This window comes from Solwaraspora sp. WMMB762, from assembly GCF_049179115.1.
Classification (GTDB): domain Bacteria; phylum Actinomycetota; class Actinomycetes; order Mycobacteriales; family Micromonosporaceae; genus Micromonospora_E.
Genome location: NZ_JBMHMD010000001.1, coordinates 4,575,755 through 4,593,092, shown reverse-complemented (window position 1 = coordinate 4,593,092; position 17,338 = coordinate 4,575,755). Strand labels below are relative to the sequence as shown.

Sequence of the window (17,338 nt, the reverse complement as noted above, 5' to 3'; positions counted from 1 at the left end):
GGTGCCTCGCGGGGTTCGATGGTGGTCAGTGGGTGGCCTGGGTGTCGAGGAACGGGCTGGGGGCACCGGCGTAGGAGACGTAGAGCGAGTCCCGGGCGCGGGTGCAGGCGACGAATAGCAGGCAGCGTTCCCGCTGCAGGTCGTGCCGGTGTGCGGTGGGGTCGTCTGCGGCGGCGGTGATGGTCGAGCGGGCCGGCATGGTGTCCGCGTCGACGCCGATCGCCGCGATGCAGCGGAACTCGAGCCCTTTCATGGCGTGCATGGTGCCGACCCGTACCGCGTTGGTCTTGGTCGCGGTGGGGGTGCTGACCGGGATACCGGCGGTGCCGAGCCGGTCGCGGGCGGCGCGGGCCAGGTGGCCGTTGCGTGCGGCGACGGCGATCGCGTGCGGCTCGACTCCGTCGTCGATCCAGCTGCGTACCTGGGTGACGAGCTGGTCGTGCTCGGCGTCGCGGTCCGGGTGGCCGACCACCCGAGGCCGGCGGCCGTGCATCGGGGACCGGTAGCCGGTCAGGTTGTCCGGCTGGTCGTCCAGCCCGGTCGGCTGCACGCCGGTGAGTAGCCGCACCGACCAGGCGAGGATCTCCTGGGTGGTGCGGTAGTTGATGGTGAGCTTGCGGCTGCGGCCACGGATGCCGACGCCGAGGCTGCCCAGCGACACGTGGTTGTCGTAGATGCGCTGGTGCGGGTCGGCGACGATGAACAGGTCGTCGGGGCCGGCGGCGACGGCGGCCCGCAGCAGTCGCCACTGCGCCGGGTGCAGGTCCTGGCCTTCGTCGACGATGACGTGCCGGTACGGGCGGTCCGGCCGTTCGGCGAGGATCTTCGCCGCCTGGTCGGCCAACTGCAGGTGGGTGTGCTGCTCCTGTTGTCGCAGCGCGTCGGTGACCTGCCGGATCGCTTCCCAGACGGCGAGCCGCTGGTCGGCGCGCAGCGGCGCGCCCCGGCCGTGTCGGCGGGCAGCCAGGTAGCCGGCCGGTTCGGTGATGCCCTGGGCCAGGATCACCTGCTCCCATTCGCGTTGCAGGAAGGTGGCGCTGTGCTGCCCGCCGGTGGCGGCGGCCGCCTGCTCCCACAGCGGCCGGGTGACGGTCTTGGCGTCGGCGATGACCGGCTGGCGGCCGAGGGTTTCGGCGACGAGCCGGTAGGCGAGCCGGTCGACGTTGAGCACGTCGATCCGGTCGCGGACCGCAGCATCGTCGGTGAGCAGGCCGAGTTGCCGGTCGAGCGTGTCGGCGAGGTTGCGGGTGAAGGTGGTCAGCAGCAACCGGTCCGGGCCGCCGGCCGTCCGTCCGGCGAGGAAGACCGCCCGGTGCAGGGCGGTCACCGTCTTGCCGGTGCCGGCACCGCCGGTCACCAGCGCCGGTCCGGCGTACGACGGCCGGTGGGCGATCTCGCGTTGCGCCGGGTGCAGGAAGACCCGCCAGGAGTCGAACGGGTGGGCGAGGATGCTGGCCAGCTCGTCGGGGCCGGAGACCAGGTGGAACCGGTCCGGGGTGCGGGCGGCGGCGGCGGTCAGGTCGTCCGGGTCGACGGGCTCGGCCGGGGCGCTGGTCGGCAGGTGCGCGCTGACTTCGGCCCACACCTGCTCCGGCGTGTACCCGGCGGCGAGGCCGGTGAGGGCGTCGTACTGGGCGGTGGGCAGCAGGTTCGCCAGGGCTTCCAGGTGCGCTTCGGTGGTGAGCAGCCGGACCAGGGGCAGCACGTCGGCATCGACGCCGAGCCGGATCAGGTCGGCGTCGTTGACGTTGGCGAACAGCAGGCTCGGGTTGGCCTTGGCGGCCTGCTGCAGGGCGGGTTCGATGCTGTCGAGGGCCTGCTGGTTGCGGACCTCGAGAACGCCGAGGGCCTGGTTGACGGTGAACCGGCGGCTGGTGGCGTACTCGATGGCGTCGTCGTGCGGCAGGACGGTGAGCAGCAGGAACTCGTCGCCGCCGGTCGGGGCGAGTACGACGCCCCGGTAGAACTGGGTGATCCGGATGGTGCGGATGCGTGAGTCCTTGGCGTTGGCGAGTTTTTCCAGGTGGATGCCGGCGTGGGTGTGTGCCGCGAACTTGTCGATCACGGCGGAAACCGATTTCTGGACGGGTTTCTGCAGCTTGGCGTAGTCGGCGAGGAAGTCCTTGGCGATACCGAGCTTGGCCACTGTCATATCCCCTGTCGACTGTTTTGGGAGATTCCACTAACCTGCACGCCTGCGTTCGCGGGAGAGCCCATGTTACGCAGCGGCTCCGGGCTCAGGAAACGACGAAAGGTGCAGAGTGGAGGCACGTACGTATGGAATGGGCCGTTCGGACACTTCGCACCAAACTATCGACGATGGTCAGCGTATCGGGTCACCTGTCACAGCACTGACGGACCAGCCGGCGGTGCCGGCCGAAGGTCAACTGGTGACGGTACGAAACCGCAGGTGGGTGGCGGCGCAGGTGCATCGCGGCGAGGTCGCCAGCGCCGAAACCAGCGCGGACACTGGCGGTTGCGGGAGATCCACGTCGAGATCGACGAGGCGATTGCCGAGGCGTACGGCTGGTCCGACCTGCGGCTCAACCACGGCTTCCACGAGACCCGGCAGGGCGCCCGCTACACCATCGACCCGGCGGTGCAGGTCGAGATCCTTGACACACCACGCAGGTCAACCAAGTCGGTCCCGCGACCCCGAGGGCCACAGGAGCCGGAGCCGCTACTCCCTGCCTTCCACGACGCCGTATTCCCCCGCCCCGACGCCCTATTCTGATTCTGGAGTTGAGATGTCACCAAAGCGTCCATCCCGTATTCGTCGCGAGTTGCTGATCAACGGTCGACGAGTCCGCATATCCGACCTCATGGAAGCCGAGTTGCTGCAGCCTGGGCAGAAGCTCTACTACACGCCTCGCTACGGTGAGCCGCCGTACGAATCCGTCGTAACGGACCGTGGGAATCTCCGGCTGGCTGACGGTCGGGAGTTCTCCACGCCTTCAGCGGCTGGCGCTGCTGCTGCTGACATTCGTGCTCTGGCCGGTTGGTCCGCTTGGAGGGTGAGCCCAACCGGAGCCTCGCTGCACGAGCTACGCCAGCAGTTGCTCAAGGCGGTTGCCGAGGAGGTCGCGTCCGAACACCAGGCACCTCCGGAGGAGGCCGAGGCAGCACGTCGTCGCTTCGAGTATCTGGAGGAGGCCCGCGCGAAGGCAGAGGCAGGGAAGCCACAGAGCTTGACCGTGCGTGAGTTCATCCGGCTCTGGGGCGTCGAGGACCGTGACCGTGAGGCCAGCGCTCGCATCGATGCGGATCTCGCCAACCATGGACTGGTGACCGTCCCCGACTTCCGGGCGGTCGGGCTGCATCTCACCCTGCGGCTAGAGACGCCGAATGAGAGCGATGAAGCGCCGGTGAAGGCGGCTGACCACCGTACCCCTGAGCGCGAGGAGTCAGCTGACGACACGAACGACGAGGACAGTACGGACATCGGCCTGACGTTGGGCAACCTGCTGCAAGACGACAGCCCGCTGGTCTCGGTTTCTCCCTCGGCAACCTTCGAGGAAGCTATTACGGCCATGCGGATCAATGACTATTCGCAGGTCGCGGTGCTGGTGAACCCGTATACCGTGCACGGTGCCGTTTCCTGGGAGTCGGTAGCCGCAGCGAAGCATCGAGACCCGAGCGCGACGTTCAGTGACGCCATCGATCGGCGGGTAAAAGACCGCGTCTTTGACTATGACACGCGCCTGCTCGACGTCATTGGCACGCTGCGGCGAGACGGTTTCATCTTCGTTCGCGATTTCGAAAGAAAGATCACCGGTATTATCACGGCTGCGGACGTTGTCCACAAGTATGATGAGACGGCAACGCCGTTCTTTCTAGTTGGCGAGATTGACCAGGAGCTTCGTCAACTGTTGCAGAATACTTTCGACGAAGATGTGATCAGGGACGCCTGTAGTGCTGCAAATCAGACCTTCAAGTCGTTCAATAGTATGTCTGTCGGCCAGTATCAAGCTGTCCTGGATAATCCGAGCTGCTGGGCTCAACTGGGCTGGCCTTTGGATCGAAAGCTATTCATCAAGCGCCTTGACGAGCTTCGCCGGGTGCGTAACAACGTGATGCACTTCAACCCAGACCCGGTGAAGCCAAGCGAGGTGAATAAGCTCCGCATTTTTCTTCGCATCATCCGCGAGTACGGCAAGTAGTCGCGCTCGTGGGTGCTTGTCGGCCGCTGACGCTCTCAGTCGGTGCGGCCTTGCAGATGAATTCCGCCGAAGACGTCGCGGGCCTGGATGACGGTGCCTTCGACGTCGCCGGAAATCTGGTTGGTCACGGAGCCGTCGCTGGAGCCGGGAGTGCCCACGGCTCGCCAGAGCGCGACCAGTTGGCGAGCGAACTCGGGGTCCCGTTCAGCCTCCTGCCACAGCAACTCTGCGGCCTGGGTCGTCTGCTCGGGCTGGACCTGCGTAGACAAGGTGCCTTCGACGAGCGTGAGCTCTGCTGGTCTCTCCTGGAACCGATTGCGGATCAGCCGTACCCACGACTTGACAGTGTTGCTGCCGCCCTGGGCGACGGCGGTCGTCGCCCAGGTGACGAGTGCGGAGACGACGGTGGCCATGATCGGTTCAGTCACCGGCACTCCCAATCTGAGGATTATCCCTATTGGCGACATCGGGTGCGAAAGGAGCTTGATCAAGCTGTTTCGATGTTACCGTAAGTCACACCGGCTAGCGAGTCTTGGAAGGTCATCATGAGTGGATCAAAGTGGGAAGCCGATCCGACAGCCACCCTCATCAGGCGCTGGGGGAAGTCCGCGCATGAGCTGGGAGAGACTTCTGGTGATGGAAGTTGCCCCGACATCTGGGAGCTCTCCAACGGCGACATCGCAGTGATCGGCCATGATCTGACCGAGACCTACCACCAGCAACTGCCGGAGGGCGTGTCGATCGATCCGGGCGAGCGCCTGGTGATCATTCCTCGTTCGACCATGATCGCGGCAAGGGCGGACATACCTGATGCATGAGGTCCTCGGCGATGACCCAGGTGAGCTGCTGACGCTCGATGACTACTGGTCCGACTTCTACGAGCACTTCTGGCGGATAGAGTCGGTCGGCTTCTGGAAGCTGGAGCGGCAGCAGTTCTTCAAGGAGCCCGGCAACAAGAGCTGGGAGGCTTTCGTCGACGGCCGGTGGGATGAGTCGCTTCGGCTGATCGAAGAGCAGCGCGACGACTTCGCCGACTACTACGGCCGGATCGCGCGTCAGGGCTTCGTCAACCGGCGGGTGCGGATCGTCGAGAAGCCGATCATCCCATACCTGCAATGGGAGCTGCACCTGCTCCGGCTCCGGCATGAGTACGGCGGCCTGACCAACGTCGTCGGTCCGGAGCAGGTCGCTCTGTACGAAGCGGAAGGTCCGCTGCCGGAGATTTACACGCTCGGCCTCGACGTGATGTACGAGGCGGTCTACGACGACACGGGTGTGCTCGCCGCCGCCCGTCGCTTCACCGACCCTGAGCTGATTGCCCGGTGCCAACGTCTCATCGAAGGGCTGTACCAGCAAGGCGAGCCGTTGGACACGTTCTTTGATCGGGAAGTGGCCACACTGGAGCCGCCTACGGGAACATGAGACATGTTCCAGGGCGGCGCGGCGTCGGACGACCCGGATCCCCGACACGTCAACCAGACCGACCTTTCCGGCAGCGCGGACCTGGTGCAGGCCCGTGACGTGCATGGGGGCGTACATTTTCATGGCGGCGACCCGGCACCCGGTCCGCCGCCACGGCAGCTACCCGGCGGGGTCGCCGGCTTCCTCAACCGCAACCGCGAGCTTTTGGCCCTCGACCGCCTGCTGACTGACGCCCACCAAACCGCACCTGCGGTGACCTTGTTCGTCGTCGCCGGCACGGCCGGGGTTGGCAAGACGTCGCTTGCCGTCCGCTGGGCACATCGGGTCAAGACGCGTTACCCGGACGGACAGCTCTATGTGAACCTGCGCGGATATGACCGCGGACTGCCGGTCGATCCAGCGGAGGCCCTGGACCGGTTCCTCCGGTCGCTTGGCGTACCACCTGCTGCGATCCCGGCAGACCTGGACGAGCGGGCAGCGGTGTATCGGTCCCGCCTCGCCGACCGGCGGATCCTCGTCGTGCTGGACAACGCCGCATCGGTTGGTCAGGTTCGACCGCTGTTGCCTGGCACAGACACCTGCTCGGTCATCGTCACCAGCCGGAGCAGACTCTCCGCACTGGTGGCCAGGGACGGTGGCCAACGCCTGACGCTCGACATCCTGCCGGAACACGACGCCATCGAGCTGCTGCGGACTGTCATGGACGGCTATCGCCAGGGGGACAGCGACGAGGAGTTGGCCGAACTGGCCCGGCTATGTGCGCGGCTGCCGCTGGCGCTGCGGATCGCCGGCGAACGAGCGGCCAGCCGGCCCTTCATGACACTGCACGAACTGATTCAGGACCTGCGCGACGAGTCAGCGCTCTGGGACACGCTCACTGCCGACGACGGTGACGAGTCCGACGCGGTCCGGACGGTGTTCGCCTGGTCGTACCGTGCGTTGACCGAGGAAGCGGCGCGACTGTTCCGGTTGCTGGGGCTGCATCCCGGCCCGGATTTCAGTGCGGCGGCGGCCGTCGCACTGTCCGGCACCCCGGCACGCCGGATCCGGCACCTGCTCGATCAACTCGTTGGCGCCCACCTACTGGAGCACGTCGGGCTGGACCGGTACCAACTGCACGACCTGCTCCGCGCGTACGCCATCGATCAGGTGCGCCAGCATGAGCCGGACGACGAACGCCAAGCGGCGCGGCTGCGGGTGCTCCGCTGGTACCTGCACAGCGCCGACGCTGCGGTGACGGCGATGCTCCCGTTCAACCAGACGGTGCCGCTGGACCCGCCCGGTGGCATCGAGGCGATGGCGTTCAGCGCATCGACGACCGCGGCCGAATGGTTCGAGACTGAGCGGCACAACCTGGTCGCGGCGACCCGCCTCGCCAGCGAGTGCGGCGCACACCAGGTCGCTTGGCATCTGGCGGCGGTGCTACGCGGCGTCTACATGCATCAGAACGCGTTCGACGAGTGGTCGACCACTGCGCGGATCGGGCTGGCGTCAGCCCGGTCGGTCGGTGACCGGCGCGGGGAAGCCGAAACCCTGGAAAGTCTCGGCAAGGCACACTTCCAGGCACGCCAACTCGACGAGGCGGCCGAGTGCCACCAGGCGGCCCTGACGGTCCGCCGCGAGATCGGTGACGAGTTCGGCACCGCTGTTTCGATCAACGCGCTCGGCCTGCTGGGGCTGCGGCATCGCCGGCTGACTGACTCGGTCCGCTTCTTCTCCGAAGCCCTGGAGATCGTCACCCGGCTCGGCAACCGACGCTGGCGGGCGCTGGTGCTGAGCAATCTGGGCGAGACACGGTACGAGATGCTGCAGTTGCCGGAGGCCGCCGTGCTGCTCCGGGAAGCCCTCGCCGAGCTACGCGACCTCGGGGACCGGGGCCAGGAAGGCAACGCGTTGTTCTTCCTCAGCAGGGCCGAGCGGGAGATGGGTGACGTGGCCAACGCCGAGGCCAACATTGAGACTGCGGTCGCGATCGCCGAGGAAGCGAACAACTCGCTGTGGCTGGGCCACTGGCTGGTCGAGCTGGCCCGGGTACGGCAGGCCATCGGTGACCCTGCCGCCGCACTCGACATCCTGCACCGCGCTGCTGCGCTGCAACGACGAATCGGTGACCGCAGCCGGGAAGCAACCGCAATCGACGGCGTCGGCGAGGCGTATCAGGATCTTGGCAGGTCGGCGGAGGCAGTGGACTTCCACCGCCAGGCCGCCGGAGTGCACCGCCGGCTCGGCGACTCCTGGCAAACCGCCGTCGCACTGCACAACTTGGCGACTGCCCTTGCTGCGACTGGCCGTGAAGCAGAAGCCCTGCCGGTACGGCAAGACGCGTTGACGCTGCTCAGCCAGTTCGAGGACGCCCGCGCAGTCGACCTCCGCGAACGGATCGAGCGGGCCTGACCACGCCGTCGACTCCGATGCTGTGCGGATACCACACGCCCGGCTGTAGTGGTAGCTGACCCATCCGCAGAGTGGACTTACCGATACTGGGTCTGAAACATCCGTGAGCGTGGCCGTAGCCGATAGCGGCGCCAAGGGGTCGCGGAGTAGGCGACGATGCCGATGAGGAGAAGCGCGCCACTGAGGACAAGGCTGGGAACGTCGTTCGGAGGGCGGGCGGTGAACTCCCACCAGAGATAGTAGCCTTGGCTGCCGTATCCCCAATACCAAAGAAACAAGATGGTTGTTACCGGCATGGCCCAGGCGAGACGCCACCCTAGGATCACGCCTGATAAAAGCGAAATTCCGTACCAGGCAATGAGCGCGCGGAGGGTGATAGCCAGAGCTTCAATAGGAAGAGTGGTACCTGCAAGGATGAGATACAGCAACCAGCATGTGGTTGCCATGGCGACAGCGTAAAGCCAGGTGAGTCGTTTCAGGTGGGCGGTAGCCACAGATTCTAGGGCGCCCAGATTGCTCTGTAATGCAAGTACCGGAGAAACGCTCGCAGCCATTGCGAGCATTCTCCAGAGCGGAACGCTGACCTGGCCGTTTTCGCCCACGGTTGGCAGGGTAGCCTCAATTGTTCCAAACCAGGCGGCGGATACGCCGCAGAGTGCAGCTGAAATTAGGGCAGACCGGACCGGTCGCACGGCAACAAACATCCGGATCCCCCGCCAAGAAGCGCGGCTGGACTGCTTAACTCGGGGAGCTGCAGTAGCGGTCACGAATCTCACTCACTTCTTCGTTTGCCCAGGCGATTTGATCGCCAATTGATTCGTTGCTAGCGAGCGTTCGACCCGCCTTCCACGCGTCCTGCATGTCGCTTGGGGCATTTGTTGTCGAGTCTGGGGCGCCACCGCCGACCAAGTAAGCGGTCAGCCATGCTTCAAGTGTCCACAGTCGATTCGAGTCGTCTTCTGATATTTTCTGCCAATTACATGCATCCCGGTCAAGGAATTGGAATGTTAGGCTCAGGATGGCTTTTCCGATGTCATCTCCGTAGGACCATGGGCTGCCTGCGATGATTTGGAAGTATGGGGCGGCATCTAAATCTTGTTCGCGTTCGTTGGTGAGATATGAGTGTGAATCTATCCCATACTCGTTCATTTGAGATGGAATCGAAAAATTCCCTGGAAGGGCATTGATGCGAGTGCTGATGGCGCGAATGTCAGAAAGATACTTTTCGTGCTCAGGCCAGATGCACAGATGCGAGCGTCCTTCGACGCAGAGTACGTTGTTTCCGGGTGGATTTCGTGATACAACGACCGGCGTGGCTAGCATGGATACTATGACTGCTATGGCGGTTGCCAAAGATAAGCCGAAACTTCGAAGCTTGGTTTTCTCCGATTTGGATATCCAGAGTAGTGTTACAAGAAATGCAATTATGCTGGAAGTTCGTAGGAGCAACGAAAGCGAGTCAAGTACAAACGCAGGCCTGCCGGTTAGGATGGCGAAAGAGCCCTGTTGGTCGAGAATTCCAATGAGGAGTAAGAATCCGAGTGGTGCGATCAACGCGGCTATCGCAGCATTAAATATCTTCCCCATTAGCCAGCCGACAGCAATCGCAACAAGTAGTACAAAGGCTCCAAAAACGAAATAGCCTATCCAAAGATGGAATCCTGGCGGTGCTGTCCGAGCGGTAATGGCAAGGGCGACAGCTTGGCCAATAACGTAGGGGCTGAGTAGAATGGTGGCTGTCGCACATAGAAGGTAAGCTTCGCGGGCGGCTGGAGCAACTCTGGCTGCGGCGAGTTGCTCATCTACCCCGTGTCTACCTGGCGCTGTCACCGACCATGCTGCAGCGCCGGCTGTCACGACACCGAGCATGTATGCTGGCACCTGAGCTGCGGCACCTGTTTCCGGCCACACTCCGATCCAGTGCCGACTGCGTATGAATATGATCAATAGGTCCAAAACAATTAAGGGTGGCAGCGCCCAACGAATTGGGGAATTGCGCAGGTGTAGCAGTAGAATCCTCATACCTGCCGCTCGCTTTCCGGCAAGACGTGCATGTATGCCTTTTCCAGATCGGAGTGACCTGGCAGGTCCTCGCGACTCAGGGACGATAGGGCAATAACCGACCCGTCGAACCGGACCTCTCCGCTGTGCATGACAATTACTCGATCGCAGGCGGCGGCGACGTCGTCAGTGAGATGGGTGCTTAGCAGGACGATCGCGTCATCGAGCCCGGATAAGATACTCCTGAACTGGAGCCGCTGGCGAGGGTCCAAGCCAACGGTAGGCTCGTCGAGTAGCACCATTTGAGGGTTTCCTACGATCGCCCAGGCAATGCCTGCTCGGCGACGCATACCGCCCGAGAGCTTTCGCATCTTCGATCGTCTCCGATCGGTCAAGTCGACCATCTCTAGCACACGATCTATCGATCTATTCCACTCTCCTGGCTCGACTCCCCGCATCCATGCAGCGTACGCTACGAAATCGGCAACGGTCATCTGCGGATCAAATCCGAAGTCCTGCGGGAGGTAGCCGATACGGCTGCGGACCGATCGAGCCTTCTGTTCTGTGTCAATCTGGACGTCGTCGAATAATATGGAGCCGTAGCTGGGTGGCATGATCGTTGCCAATGTGCGCAGAAGGGTTGTCTTGCCGGCACCGTTTGGGCCGAGAATGCCAATTGTGCCAGGCTGAAGTGTGAGGCTGATGCGATTCATGGCGAGCGTCAATCCGTACCGCTGTGACACCGCGTCTAGCACTACGTTCATCTGATGATCTCACTCCTCAGCAGCGTGCTGGGGGTGCGTATTACCGCACCCCCAGCACGCTGTTTCGCCTAGCGTTCGATAGGTTCTAGTAGTAAGTGATATGCCCGTTGCTGACGGAGAAGAGGCAGTCGGCACCGGAGACGGTTTGGGTGCTCCCGGAAAAACGGAATCTATCAAGGTAGCGGGTGCCCTGAAGTGAGCAGCTGACGGAAGATTGGTACGTTCCGGTCAGACCGGCACCCGGCGATGAGCACTTTTGTGCCCACGCGGTGTTCCACCATTCGGTGTAGCAGTTTGAAACTTTGTTTGACGTGCCAGCTGCGGTTGCTGCGGAACTGCCAAGTGCCACCGCTGCGACCATGATGGCTGCGAGGGCAACCGCTTGTGTGATCCGCCTTGGGTTCAGTGAGTTCCGCTGTCGTACCACTTGCCTTGCACTCATGAGTCCACCTCGCGAGTTGAAGGAACAGCTGGCAACGCAGAAGTGATTGATCTGCATGCGCAGCGTAGCAATGCTTCGGCGGGGGGGGCAACGAGGACGGATCTGGTTCGCTGGCCTTTGGCAGCTGCGGGCCGGAGCCTCCTTGTGCAGGTGCAGGTGCAGGTGCAGGTGAGTGAGTCACTCCTAATGTCGGTCGGGCGAACGCGTGTGATGCATGTCACACCCACCTAGGCTCGTCGAGTGGGTTGGCGGCTTCGCTGGGGGTGGACCGCCGTCATGCTTGCCGCCGCCCAAGGAGGAGGCCGCGCTTGGTTCGCGTCGCCGAGATCGCCGTCGGTCCTTGGGGCGCAGGAACCTCGAGCAGGGCTGGGCTGCCAGGGCTGGGCGGGGGTGTGCTTGAGGCCGGTGACGAAGCTGATCCAGGTGGCGGCAACGAAGGCGAGGATCGGGCCGGTGCGCTCTTTGGCGTCGCGTACGTCCACCTGGCCACCAGCGAAGCGGACCTCGACGCAGGCGGCGTTGTTGGAGCTGCGCGACGACTTAGAGGCCGCGCGGAATGGTTGGTGGTCATCGGCGGCGGGTGGGGCGGTTGTCCCATCGGTAGAGGGTCCATGCGCGTCGGGTGAGGCTGCGGACGGTGATGATCGCGTCGGCGAGGTCGAAGTACGCGTCGATGACCTTCTCTGTTCGTTCGTAGCAGCGTTGCAGCCGGTTGAACGCGTTGTGCCAGCTGTTCGTCCGTTCAACGTGCCACCGTTGGCTCGCCTGGATGGGTGCCTTGTCGCCCTTGTGGGCGATCTCGCCGGTCAGGCCGCGTTCGGCCAGCAGCGTTCGGGTGGTGGCGGAGTCGTAGCCGGCGTCAAGGTGCACCGTGATGGTCGGCGGTAGTGGGCCGAGGTCGTCGAGGTGATCGAGGGTGGGTGCCAGCAGGGGCGAGTCGTGTCGGTTCGCGCCGGCCAGGACCCGGCCGAGGGGAATGCCGTAGCCGTCGACCATCGTGGAGCGTTTCATGCCCTGCTTGCCCCGATCGACGGGGGACCGTCCGGCGCAGTCACCGCCGCCGGGAGCCTTGGTGATGCAGCCGTCTACGGCGATGTCACTCAAGACCAAGCCGACGAGCCGGTCGTAGGCGTCCACGGCGATCTGCTTGAGCTGGGCGAACACCCCGAGGCGGATCCATTCGTCACGGCGGCCGCGGATCGTGGTGGCCGAACAGGTGGCATCGGCGATCGCCTCGTAGGAGCAGCCGAACCGCAACACCTGAACCAGCTTGTCGAACACGATGCGGTCATCGACCCGTCTACGGTGACAGCCCAACGGGTGTGTCGGTTGGTAGGTCGGCCGATCGGGTAGCAGCGCGGCGAACTGGACCCACAACGGCTCGATCAGCCATGCTGGGATGGCAGGCACAGAACCTCCCGTGATCACGGAGCGTCAGCAACTTCATGATCACTAGTTCTGTGCCTGCATCCGTTCAGGCGCGCCGATCAACCCACCATTACGCGCGACCGCTTAATCCAGTCCTGGTCAGGGGTGCCGATCTGCGGGGTCATCCCATCTCTTCACGGCATCACCCGGATCTCGATCTGCTCCGGCCGGTCGGTCTTCAGGGCGGCGAGGTGGTCGAGCTGGCCTCGCATCACCGCTGGGCCGCCGATCTGCTGGCGCAGCGCGTCCTCGCTGATCACCTTGTTAATCCGGATCGGGTCGCTGCCATCGAAGCGGACCTGGCGAGCCATCCGAACGGCGACCCGTCGATTCACTTCGGTTTGTCGAACGAATGTGTTGCCGCCACGGATTGCGGCACGGGTGTACTCCTCGGTCTGAGCAGGCCGTGGTTGGCCTCGGAGTGGAGGCTACGCAGCTGCGACGCGCCGGCCTCTTAGCCGAGGAAGCGCAGGAATTCGTTCGGGAAGAGCTTGGCGTAGTCCTGCCACCAGCCGCGACGCGCGGCGCCCATCCGCAGCTCTTCCAACTCGGCGGCGTCTCAGCGGAGCTCAGTTTGAGGATCGGATGCTCTCCATCTGCATGACACACCGAGCGTGAAGCAGCTGGAGAGCATCCGATCCTGGAGTCATGCGGTGCAGCCGTCGCGCCTGGCAGGGTTCTGCGGTCAGGGCTGGGTGGGGGTGCTCTTCAGTCCGGTGACGAAGGTAGCCCAGGTGGTGGAGTCGAAGGCGAGGGTCGGGCCGGTGCGGTCCTTGGTATCGCGTACGTCCACCTGGCCACCAGCGAAGCGGACCTCGACGCAGGCGGCGTTGTTGGAGCTGCGCGACGACTTGATCCAGTCCCGGTCAGGGGTGCCGACCTGCGGGGTCATCCCATCTCCTTGGCTATCTGGCGGATCAGCGCGAGTGAGTCCTGCGAGCTTAGCGCGCGTTCCTCAGCCTCAGCGAAGGTCATCGTGTAGTCGGCTACGCGAGCGGACTGGTCGATGATGTCGCTGGAGGTCAGGACTTCCTGCCAGACCAGGTCAGGCAGCCGGGGCGATGGGAACGAGAGGATCTGGAACGGCCCGCCGAGCGCGGGGTGTGCTCCGGCGGTGAACGGCACGACCCTGATATGGATCTGATCCGGATGCGAGGACACCAGCTCGGCCAGGTGGTTGAGCTGGTTGTGCATGACCGCTGGACCGCCGATCTGCTGACGGAGGACTGCCTCGCTGATGACGGTGCTCACGTTCAAGGGGTTGGGGCCGGTCAGCCGAGCCTGCCGTGCCAGGCGCGCCTTCACCCGCCTGGTCATCTCGGTCAACCGGACGTAGGTGTTGCCGCCACGGATCACGGCACGGGCGTAGTCCTCGGTCTGGAGCAGTCCGTGGAGTAGCTCGTTGTCGTAGCTGCGGACGTGATCCGCGCCGGCCTCGTAGCCGAGGAAGCGGAGGAAGTCAGCGGGGAAGAGCTGGGAGTACTGGTGCCACCAGGCGCGACGGGTCGCTCCCACCCGCAGCTCTTCCAGCTCGGCTGCGTCCTCCGGGTCGATCTCGTAGATCTCGATGAGTTGAGCCAGTCGACCGGCTGGCAGTTTGACCCGGCCGGCTTCTACGCCCGAGATGTACGCCTGGGCGATGCCGGTCGCCTTGCCGGAAGCAACCGCTGTCATGCCCAACTCCTCACGGCGCACGCGCAGCCTGATGCCGAGTTCCCATGCCTGCACCGTGGGCGAGACGTCTGCGCCGTCGGTTGCCTCTTGGCCCGTCGGTGACTGGATCATGTTCCTCACTCCTTACAGGACCGGATAGCAGGGTGAGCCTACTTCAGGAAGTCGCCACAGACTAGGGGGTTGATATAACAAACGACTTGCCTGATGCTAGTCACGGTCGGCAGTCCCGCCGCAAACGAGGAGGTTCCCGTGTACCGATTCGGAAAGTTGATCTACCAGCAGGAGGAAGGTGAGCGGTACGGGTTCTCGCTGTGCCGCATCGACAACGCCGGCACGCGCGACCAGACGTACGACCTGCTCGGCGTCATCCGGGTCGCCGTCGACCCACGTCAGCCGGAGAAGCTGGGGGAGAACCTGCGTGGCTGGGCGGTCGCGACCCTCGCGGCCGGCGGCCACGGGTTCGGCTGCTACCACGCCGCCTTCAGCACCCTCGACGAGGACGACCAGCCCGAGAGCGACCTTGGCAACCTCGACATCAACTGGTCCGGCTCGGAAGTCCTCGTGCCCGCCGCCGAGTAGCCGTGTTCACCGAAGCGGCAGCGGCCCGGCTGCTCCGCGTACCGCCGTCGACCCTGCGCCGCTGGCTGGCCGTCACCGACGGCCGCCAGCGGCGGTCCGACCCGTCCGGCAGCCGAGCCGGCCCGCCCAGCCGGCGGGTGCTCGACTGGGCCGAGTTTGTCGAAGCCGCCTACCTGCGGGAACACCGACAGGCGCATCGTGCGCCGATGAGCGGACTGCCGATCTTCCTCGCGTTGCTCCGGGACCACTTCGGCGTGCCGCACCCGATCGCTGACCGGCGCGCCTTCACCGATGGACGCGCTCTCGTCCGGGATGCCCAGGCCGCAGCCGGCCTGCATCCGCGCTGGTGGCTGGTCACGACCACCGGCAACCGGCTGACGCTGACCCCGCCGGCTGCGGCCTTCCACCGACGCATCGGCTGGGCCGGCAACTCCGCGGCCAGTTACCGACCCGACCCCGACCCGGACTCGCCGGTACGCGTCCGGCCCGACGTCCGCTTCGGCCGGCCCGCCATCGGCGGAGTGAGCACCGAGGCCATCGCCGGACAGCACGCGGCAGGCACCGACCCCGAGACGATCGCCGAGATGTACGCCCTGACCCCGAGTGACGTTGCCTGGGCGTTGGCCTACGAGTCCGGCACCCGGCCCAGCCGTTGACTGAATTTGGGAGGTCCGATGCCAGACCCGGTGCTGTGTCAGGCCGAGACACTGTTTTCGGTCACGACCGGCTCTACTGCTGAGCTGATCGCAGCCACTGCCGACGAGATCGCCGGGTGGCGGGCGGACGGGATCGGCGTACACACCTTCTCAGACGACAGCTACCCAGCCCAGTTGCGCGGCATCAAGGAGGCGCCTCCGCTGCTGTTTACCCGTGGCCAGCTCTGGGCCAACGATCCTTCCATAGCCGTCATCGGCAACCGCAAGGCGTCAGCGCGTGAACTGAGCATCGCGCGATCGGTAGCCGAGTCGCTGACCAACCGGGGAGTGACGGTCGCCAGCGGGTTGGCTCACGGCATCGACACCGCCGCCCACACCGCAGCCCTCGCCGCTGGTGGCCGGACCGTCGCGGTCATCGGCACCGGCATCCGCAACTACTATCCGTCGGCCAACCGGCGGCTGCAGGACCACATCGCCGAAGTCGGCCTGGTGGTCAGCCAGTTCTGGCCCGACGCCGGCCCCACCAGGCAGAGCTTCCCGATGCGCAACGCGGTGATGAGCGGGTACGCGGCGGCGACCCTCGTCGTCGAAGCCAGCGAGACCAGCGGCGCCCGCATCCAGGCTCGCCTTGCCCTCGGGCACGGCCGGCCGGTGATCCTGACCAGCCATGCCCTGCAAAGCCGGTGGGCGCAAGCCCTGGCCACCAAGCCGGGCGTCCACGTCGTACGCGGCACGGCAGAGCTGATCGAAGCCGTCGACGGCCTTCTCAACCGACTGCCCCCCCGATAGCGACCTGGAGGGCTTTCCTGGCTACGCCCTCGTGTCAGCACGGAGCATTACGACTCCGCGAGCGCGAACCATGTGGCAACGATTGCGATGATCAACGCCCAGCCGCCGACCCAGCCGGTTACCAGTCCTCGCTTGAACATTCGATTCCCACGCTCGGACCAGACGAAGACGAGGCCGACGGTCAACAAGATCACGTGTACGGAGGCGTAGGTGCACAACACCGCGTAGATGACGGCGAACCGACCGCCAACACCCAGGTCCTCGCTGGGGCTGGACGCGCCGAGCGCCCTGACCGGGATCGTCAGAGCGGCGACGGCCAGTGCGTGACCCAGCGCGGCAACGCCAAAGCCACCAGCCAGCGGCCACCAGCCCTTGCCGCTACCCGCCTCGGTTGCGCCGCCCGGATCCGACACCCGCACTCCGCTTCGACGCTGCGTCAACTTGCCGACGGAGATCCTATGGGGTCAGCCGTAGCGGAAGCCCACCCATTATCCGATGGTCGATCGAGATTCTGCCGTTCACGGCGTGACGCTGACGATGGTGTGCAGCATGGCGAACTCGCCGCCGCCGGTCAGGCAGTCGGGGGCGACGTCGGGCAGGTCGAGGTCGCTGGTCGACGGGTTGGCGTAGCCGCCACCGCCGACGACCCGGCTGCCGATCGCGATCGGCTCTCGGCCCGGTACGTCGACCCCGGCGACCTGCCCACCGTCCCGCCACACCTTCGAGCCGGGTGGCCAGACGGCGACGTTGCGCATCCCGTCCTGCCCGGTCGTCGGGTCCGGTTCGAGGACGAAACAGTCGGCGTCGGCGAGGTGGCGCAGGTATCCGTCGATCTGCGCGTCGTCGCCGCCACGTCGGACGTCGTGAACGAGCAGCGTCGGGTCCGATTCGCCGACGGATACCGGCGGACCCGACGTACAGCCGAATCACACTGCGGCCGACAGCGCGGCGAGGAACACCCGAGCCAGCCGGCTGCGCCGGAGGCAGCTTCGCTGTCGAGGCGCGTCGGTGCCTCCGGCGTTCGACCGA

The 17,338-nt window shown here is 65.0% G+C and carries 18 protein-coding genes and 2 pseudogenes; 8 read left to right on the top strand and 12 right to left on the bottom strand.

All coding sequences use genetic code 11. From position 1 onward, the window contains the following. Positions 1–25: 25 nt before the first annotated feature. Positions 26–2,146 (bottom strand): UvrD-helicase domain-containing protein, encoded by a 2,121-nt coding sequence (locus ACN27J_RS20430; RefSeq protein ID WP_421368586.1) that lies wholly within the window; start codon positions 2,144–2,146, stop codon positions 26–28. A 330-nt stretch (positions 2,147–2,476) separates the two neighbouring features. Between ACN27J_RS20430 and ACN27J_RS20425 the strand changes: the two genes are divergently transcribed. Beyond that, a complete protein-coding gene (locus ACN27J_RS20425) occupies positions 2,477–2,734 on the top strand; it encodes a hypothetical protein (RefSeq protein ID WP_421368584.1) in 258 nt (85 codons plus the stop codon). Positions 2,735–2,747: 13 nt separating this feature from the next. Beyond that, on the top strand, positions 2,748–4,160 hold the full coding sequence (locus ACN27J_RS20420) for a CBS domain-containing protein (protein ID WP_421368582.1): 1,413 nt from the start codon (positions 2,748–2,750) through the stop codon (positions 4,158–4,160). Between the two features lie 35 nt (positions 4,161–4,195). Here ACN27J_RS20420 and ACN27J_RS20415 read toward each other — a convergent pair whose 3' ends face one another. Next, positions 4,196–4,588, bottom strand: coding sequence for a hypothetical protein (locus ACN27J_RS20415; RefSeq protein WP_421368580.1), 393 nt, complete (start codon positions 4,586–4,588; stop codon positions 4,196–4,198). 117 nt (positions 4,589–4,705) lie between these two features. On the opposite strand from ACN27J_RS20415, the gene ACN27J_RS20410 reads away from it, so the two are divergent. From ACN27J_RS20410 to ACN27J_RS20400, 3 genes are read left to right on the top strand one after another with little or no spacing between them, the layout of a single operon-like run. Beyond that, positions 4,706–4,978 (top strand): hypothetical protein, encoded by a 273-nt coding sequence (locus ACN27J_RS20410; RefSeq protein WP_421368578.1) that lies wholly within the window; start codon positions 4,706–4,708, stop codon positions 4,976–4,978. After that, positions 4,971–5,582, top strand: coding sequence for a DUF6879 family protein (locus tag ACN27J_RS20405; RefSeq protein ID WP_421368576.1), 612 nt, complete (start codon positions 4,971–4,973; stop codon positions 5,580–5,582). The genes ACN27J_RS20410 and ACN27J_RS20405 overlap by 8 nt, the downstream gene beginning before the upstream one ends. A 3-nt stretch (positions 5,583–5,585) precedes the next feature. Next, positions 5,586–7,976, top strand: a complete 2,391-nt coding sequence (locus tag ACN27J_RS20400; protein WP_421368574.1) for an ATP-binding protein — start codon at positions 5,586–5,588, stop codon at positions 7,974–7,976. Between the two features lie 77 nt (positions 7,977–8,053). On the opposite strand, the gene ACN27J_RS20395 is transcribed toward ACN27J_RS20400, so the two are convergent. The 8 genes and pseudogenes from ACN27J_RS20395 to ACN27J_RS20360 form a co-directional block, all read right to left on the bottom strand. After that, positions 8,054–8,578, bottom strand: a complete 525-nt coding sequence (locus ACN27J_RS20395; RefSeq protein WP_421368571.1) for a hypothetical protein — start codon at positions 8,576–8,578, stop codon at positions 8,054–8,056. 136 nt (positions 8,579–8,714) lie between these two features. Then, positions 8,715–9,833 carry a hypothetical protein gene (locus ACN27J_RS20390; protein WP_421368569.1) on the bottom strand — a complete coding sequence of 373 codons (1,119 nt, stop codon included), beginning with the start codon at positions 9,831–9,833 and terminating at the stop codon, positions 8,715–8,717. A 161-nt stretch (positions 9,834–9,994) separates the two neighbouring features. Further along, entirely contained in the window at positions 9,995–10,741 is a 747-nt protein-coding gene (locus ACN27J_RS20385) for an ATP-binding cassette domain-containing protein (protein ID WP_421368567.1), read from the bottom strand. A gap of 669 nt (positions 10,742–11,410) precedes the next feature. Continuing rightward, positions 11,411–11,713, bottom strand: a pseudogene (locus ACN27J_RS20380) (DUF397 domain-containing protein); the annotation flags it as partial. Positions 11,714–11,750: 37 nt separating this feature from the next. Then, positions 11,751–12,593: an IS5 family transposase gene (locus ACN27J_RS20375; protein ID WP_421364797.1), complete on the bottom strand. Its 843-nt coding sequence runs from the start codon at positions 12,591–12,593 to the stop codon at positions 11,751–11,753. Positions 12,594–12,745: 152 nt separating this feature from the next. Beyond that, positions 12,746–13,009: pseudogene (locus ACN27J_RS20370) on the bottom strand (Scr1 family TA system antitoxin-like transcriptional regulator); the annotation flags it as partial. A 287-nt stretch (positions 13,010–13,296) separates the two neighbouring features. Beyond that, complete coding sequence (locus ACN27J_RS20365) at positions 13,297–13,503, bottom strand: DUF397 domain-containing protein (RefSeq protein ID WP_421368565.1); 207 nt, start codon at positions 13,501–13,503, stop codon at positions 13,297–13,299. Further along, positions 13,500–14,396 (bottom strand): helix-turn-helix domain-containing protein, encoded by an 897-nt coding sequence (locus ACN27J_RS20360; RefSeq protein ID WP_421368563.1) that lies wholly within the window; start codon positions 14,394–14,396, stop codon positions 13,500–13,502. Before ACN27J_RS20360 ends, ACN27J_RS20365 begins: the two co-directional genes overlap by 4 nt. A gap of 138 nt (positions 14,397–14,534) precedes the next feature. Here ACN27J_RS20360 and ACN27J_RS20355 point away from each other — a divergent pair, with 138 nt between their 5' ends. The 3 genes from ACN27J_RS20355 to ACN27J_RS20345 are packed head-to-tail and all read left to right on the top strand — an operon-like array spanning position 14,535 to position 16,309. Continuing rightward, positions 14,535–14,864: a hypothetical protein gene (locus ACN27J_RS20355; protein ID WP_282232882.1), complete on the top strand. Its 330-nt coding sequence runs from the start codon at positions 14,535–14,537 to the stop codon at positions 14,862–14,864. A gap of 2 nt (positions 14,865–14,866) precedes the next feature. Continuing rightward, the gene (locus tag ACN27J_RS20350; RefSeq protein ID WP_421368561.1) at positions 14,867–15,520 is read left to right on the top strand and encodes a DUF433 domain-containing protein; all 654 of its coding nucleotides are present in this window, start codon (positions 14,867–14,869) and stop codon (positions 15,518–15,520) included. Between the two features lie 18 nt (positions 15,521–15,538). Then, a complete protein-coding gene (locus tag ACN27J_RS20345; protein ID WP_421368558.1) occupies positions 15,539–16,309 on the top strand; it encodes a DNA-processing protein DprA in 771 nt (256 codons plus the stop codon). Between the two features lie 47 nt (positions 16,310–16,356). Here ACN27J_RS20345 and ACN27J_RS20340 read toward each other — a convergent pair whose 3' ends face one another. Together ACN27J_RS20340 and ACN27J_RS20335 are read right to left on the bottom strand one after the other, a co-directional pair. Next, positions 16,357–16,722 (bottom strand): hypothetical protein, encoded by a 366-nt coding sequence (locus ACN27J_RS20340; protein ID WP_421368557.1) that lies wholly within the window; start codon positions 16,720–16,722, stop codon positions 16,357–16,359. A gap of 105 nt (positions 16,723–16,827) precedes the next feature. After that, complete coding sequence (locus ACN27J_RS20335) at positions 16,828–17,064, bottom strand: hypothetical protein (protein ID WP_421368555.1); 237 nt, start codon at positions 17,062–17,064, stop codon at positions 16,828–16,830. Between the last annotated feature and the right edge of the window lie 274 nt (positions 17,065–17,338).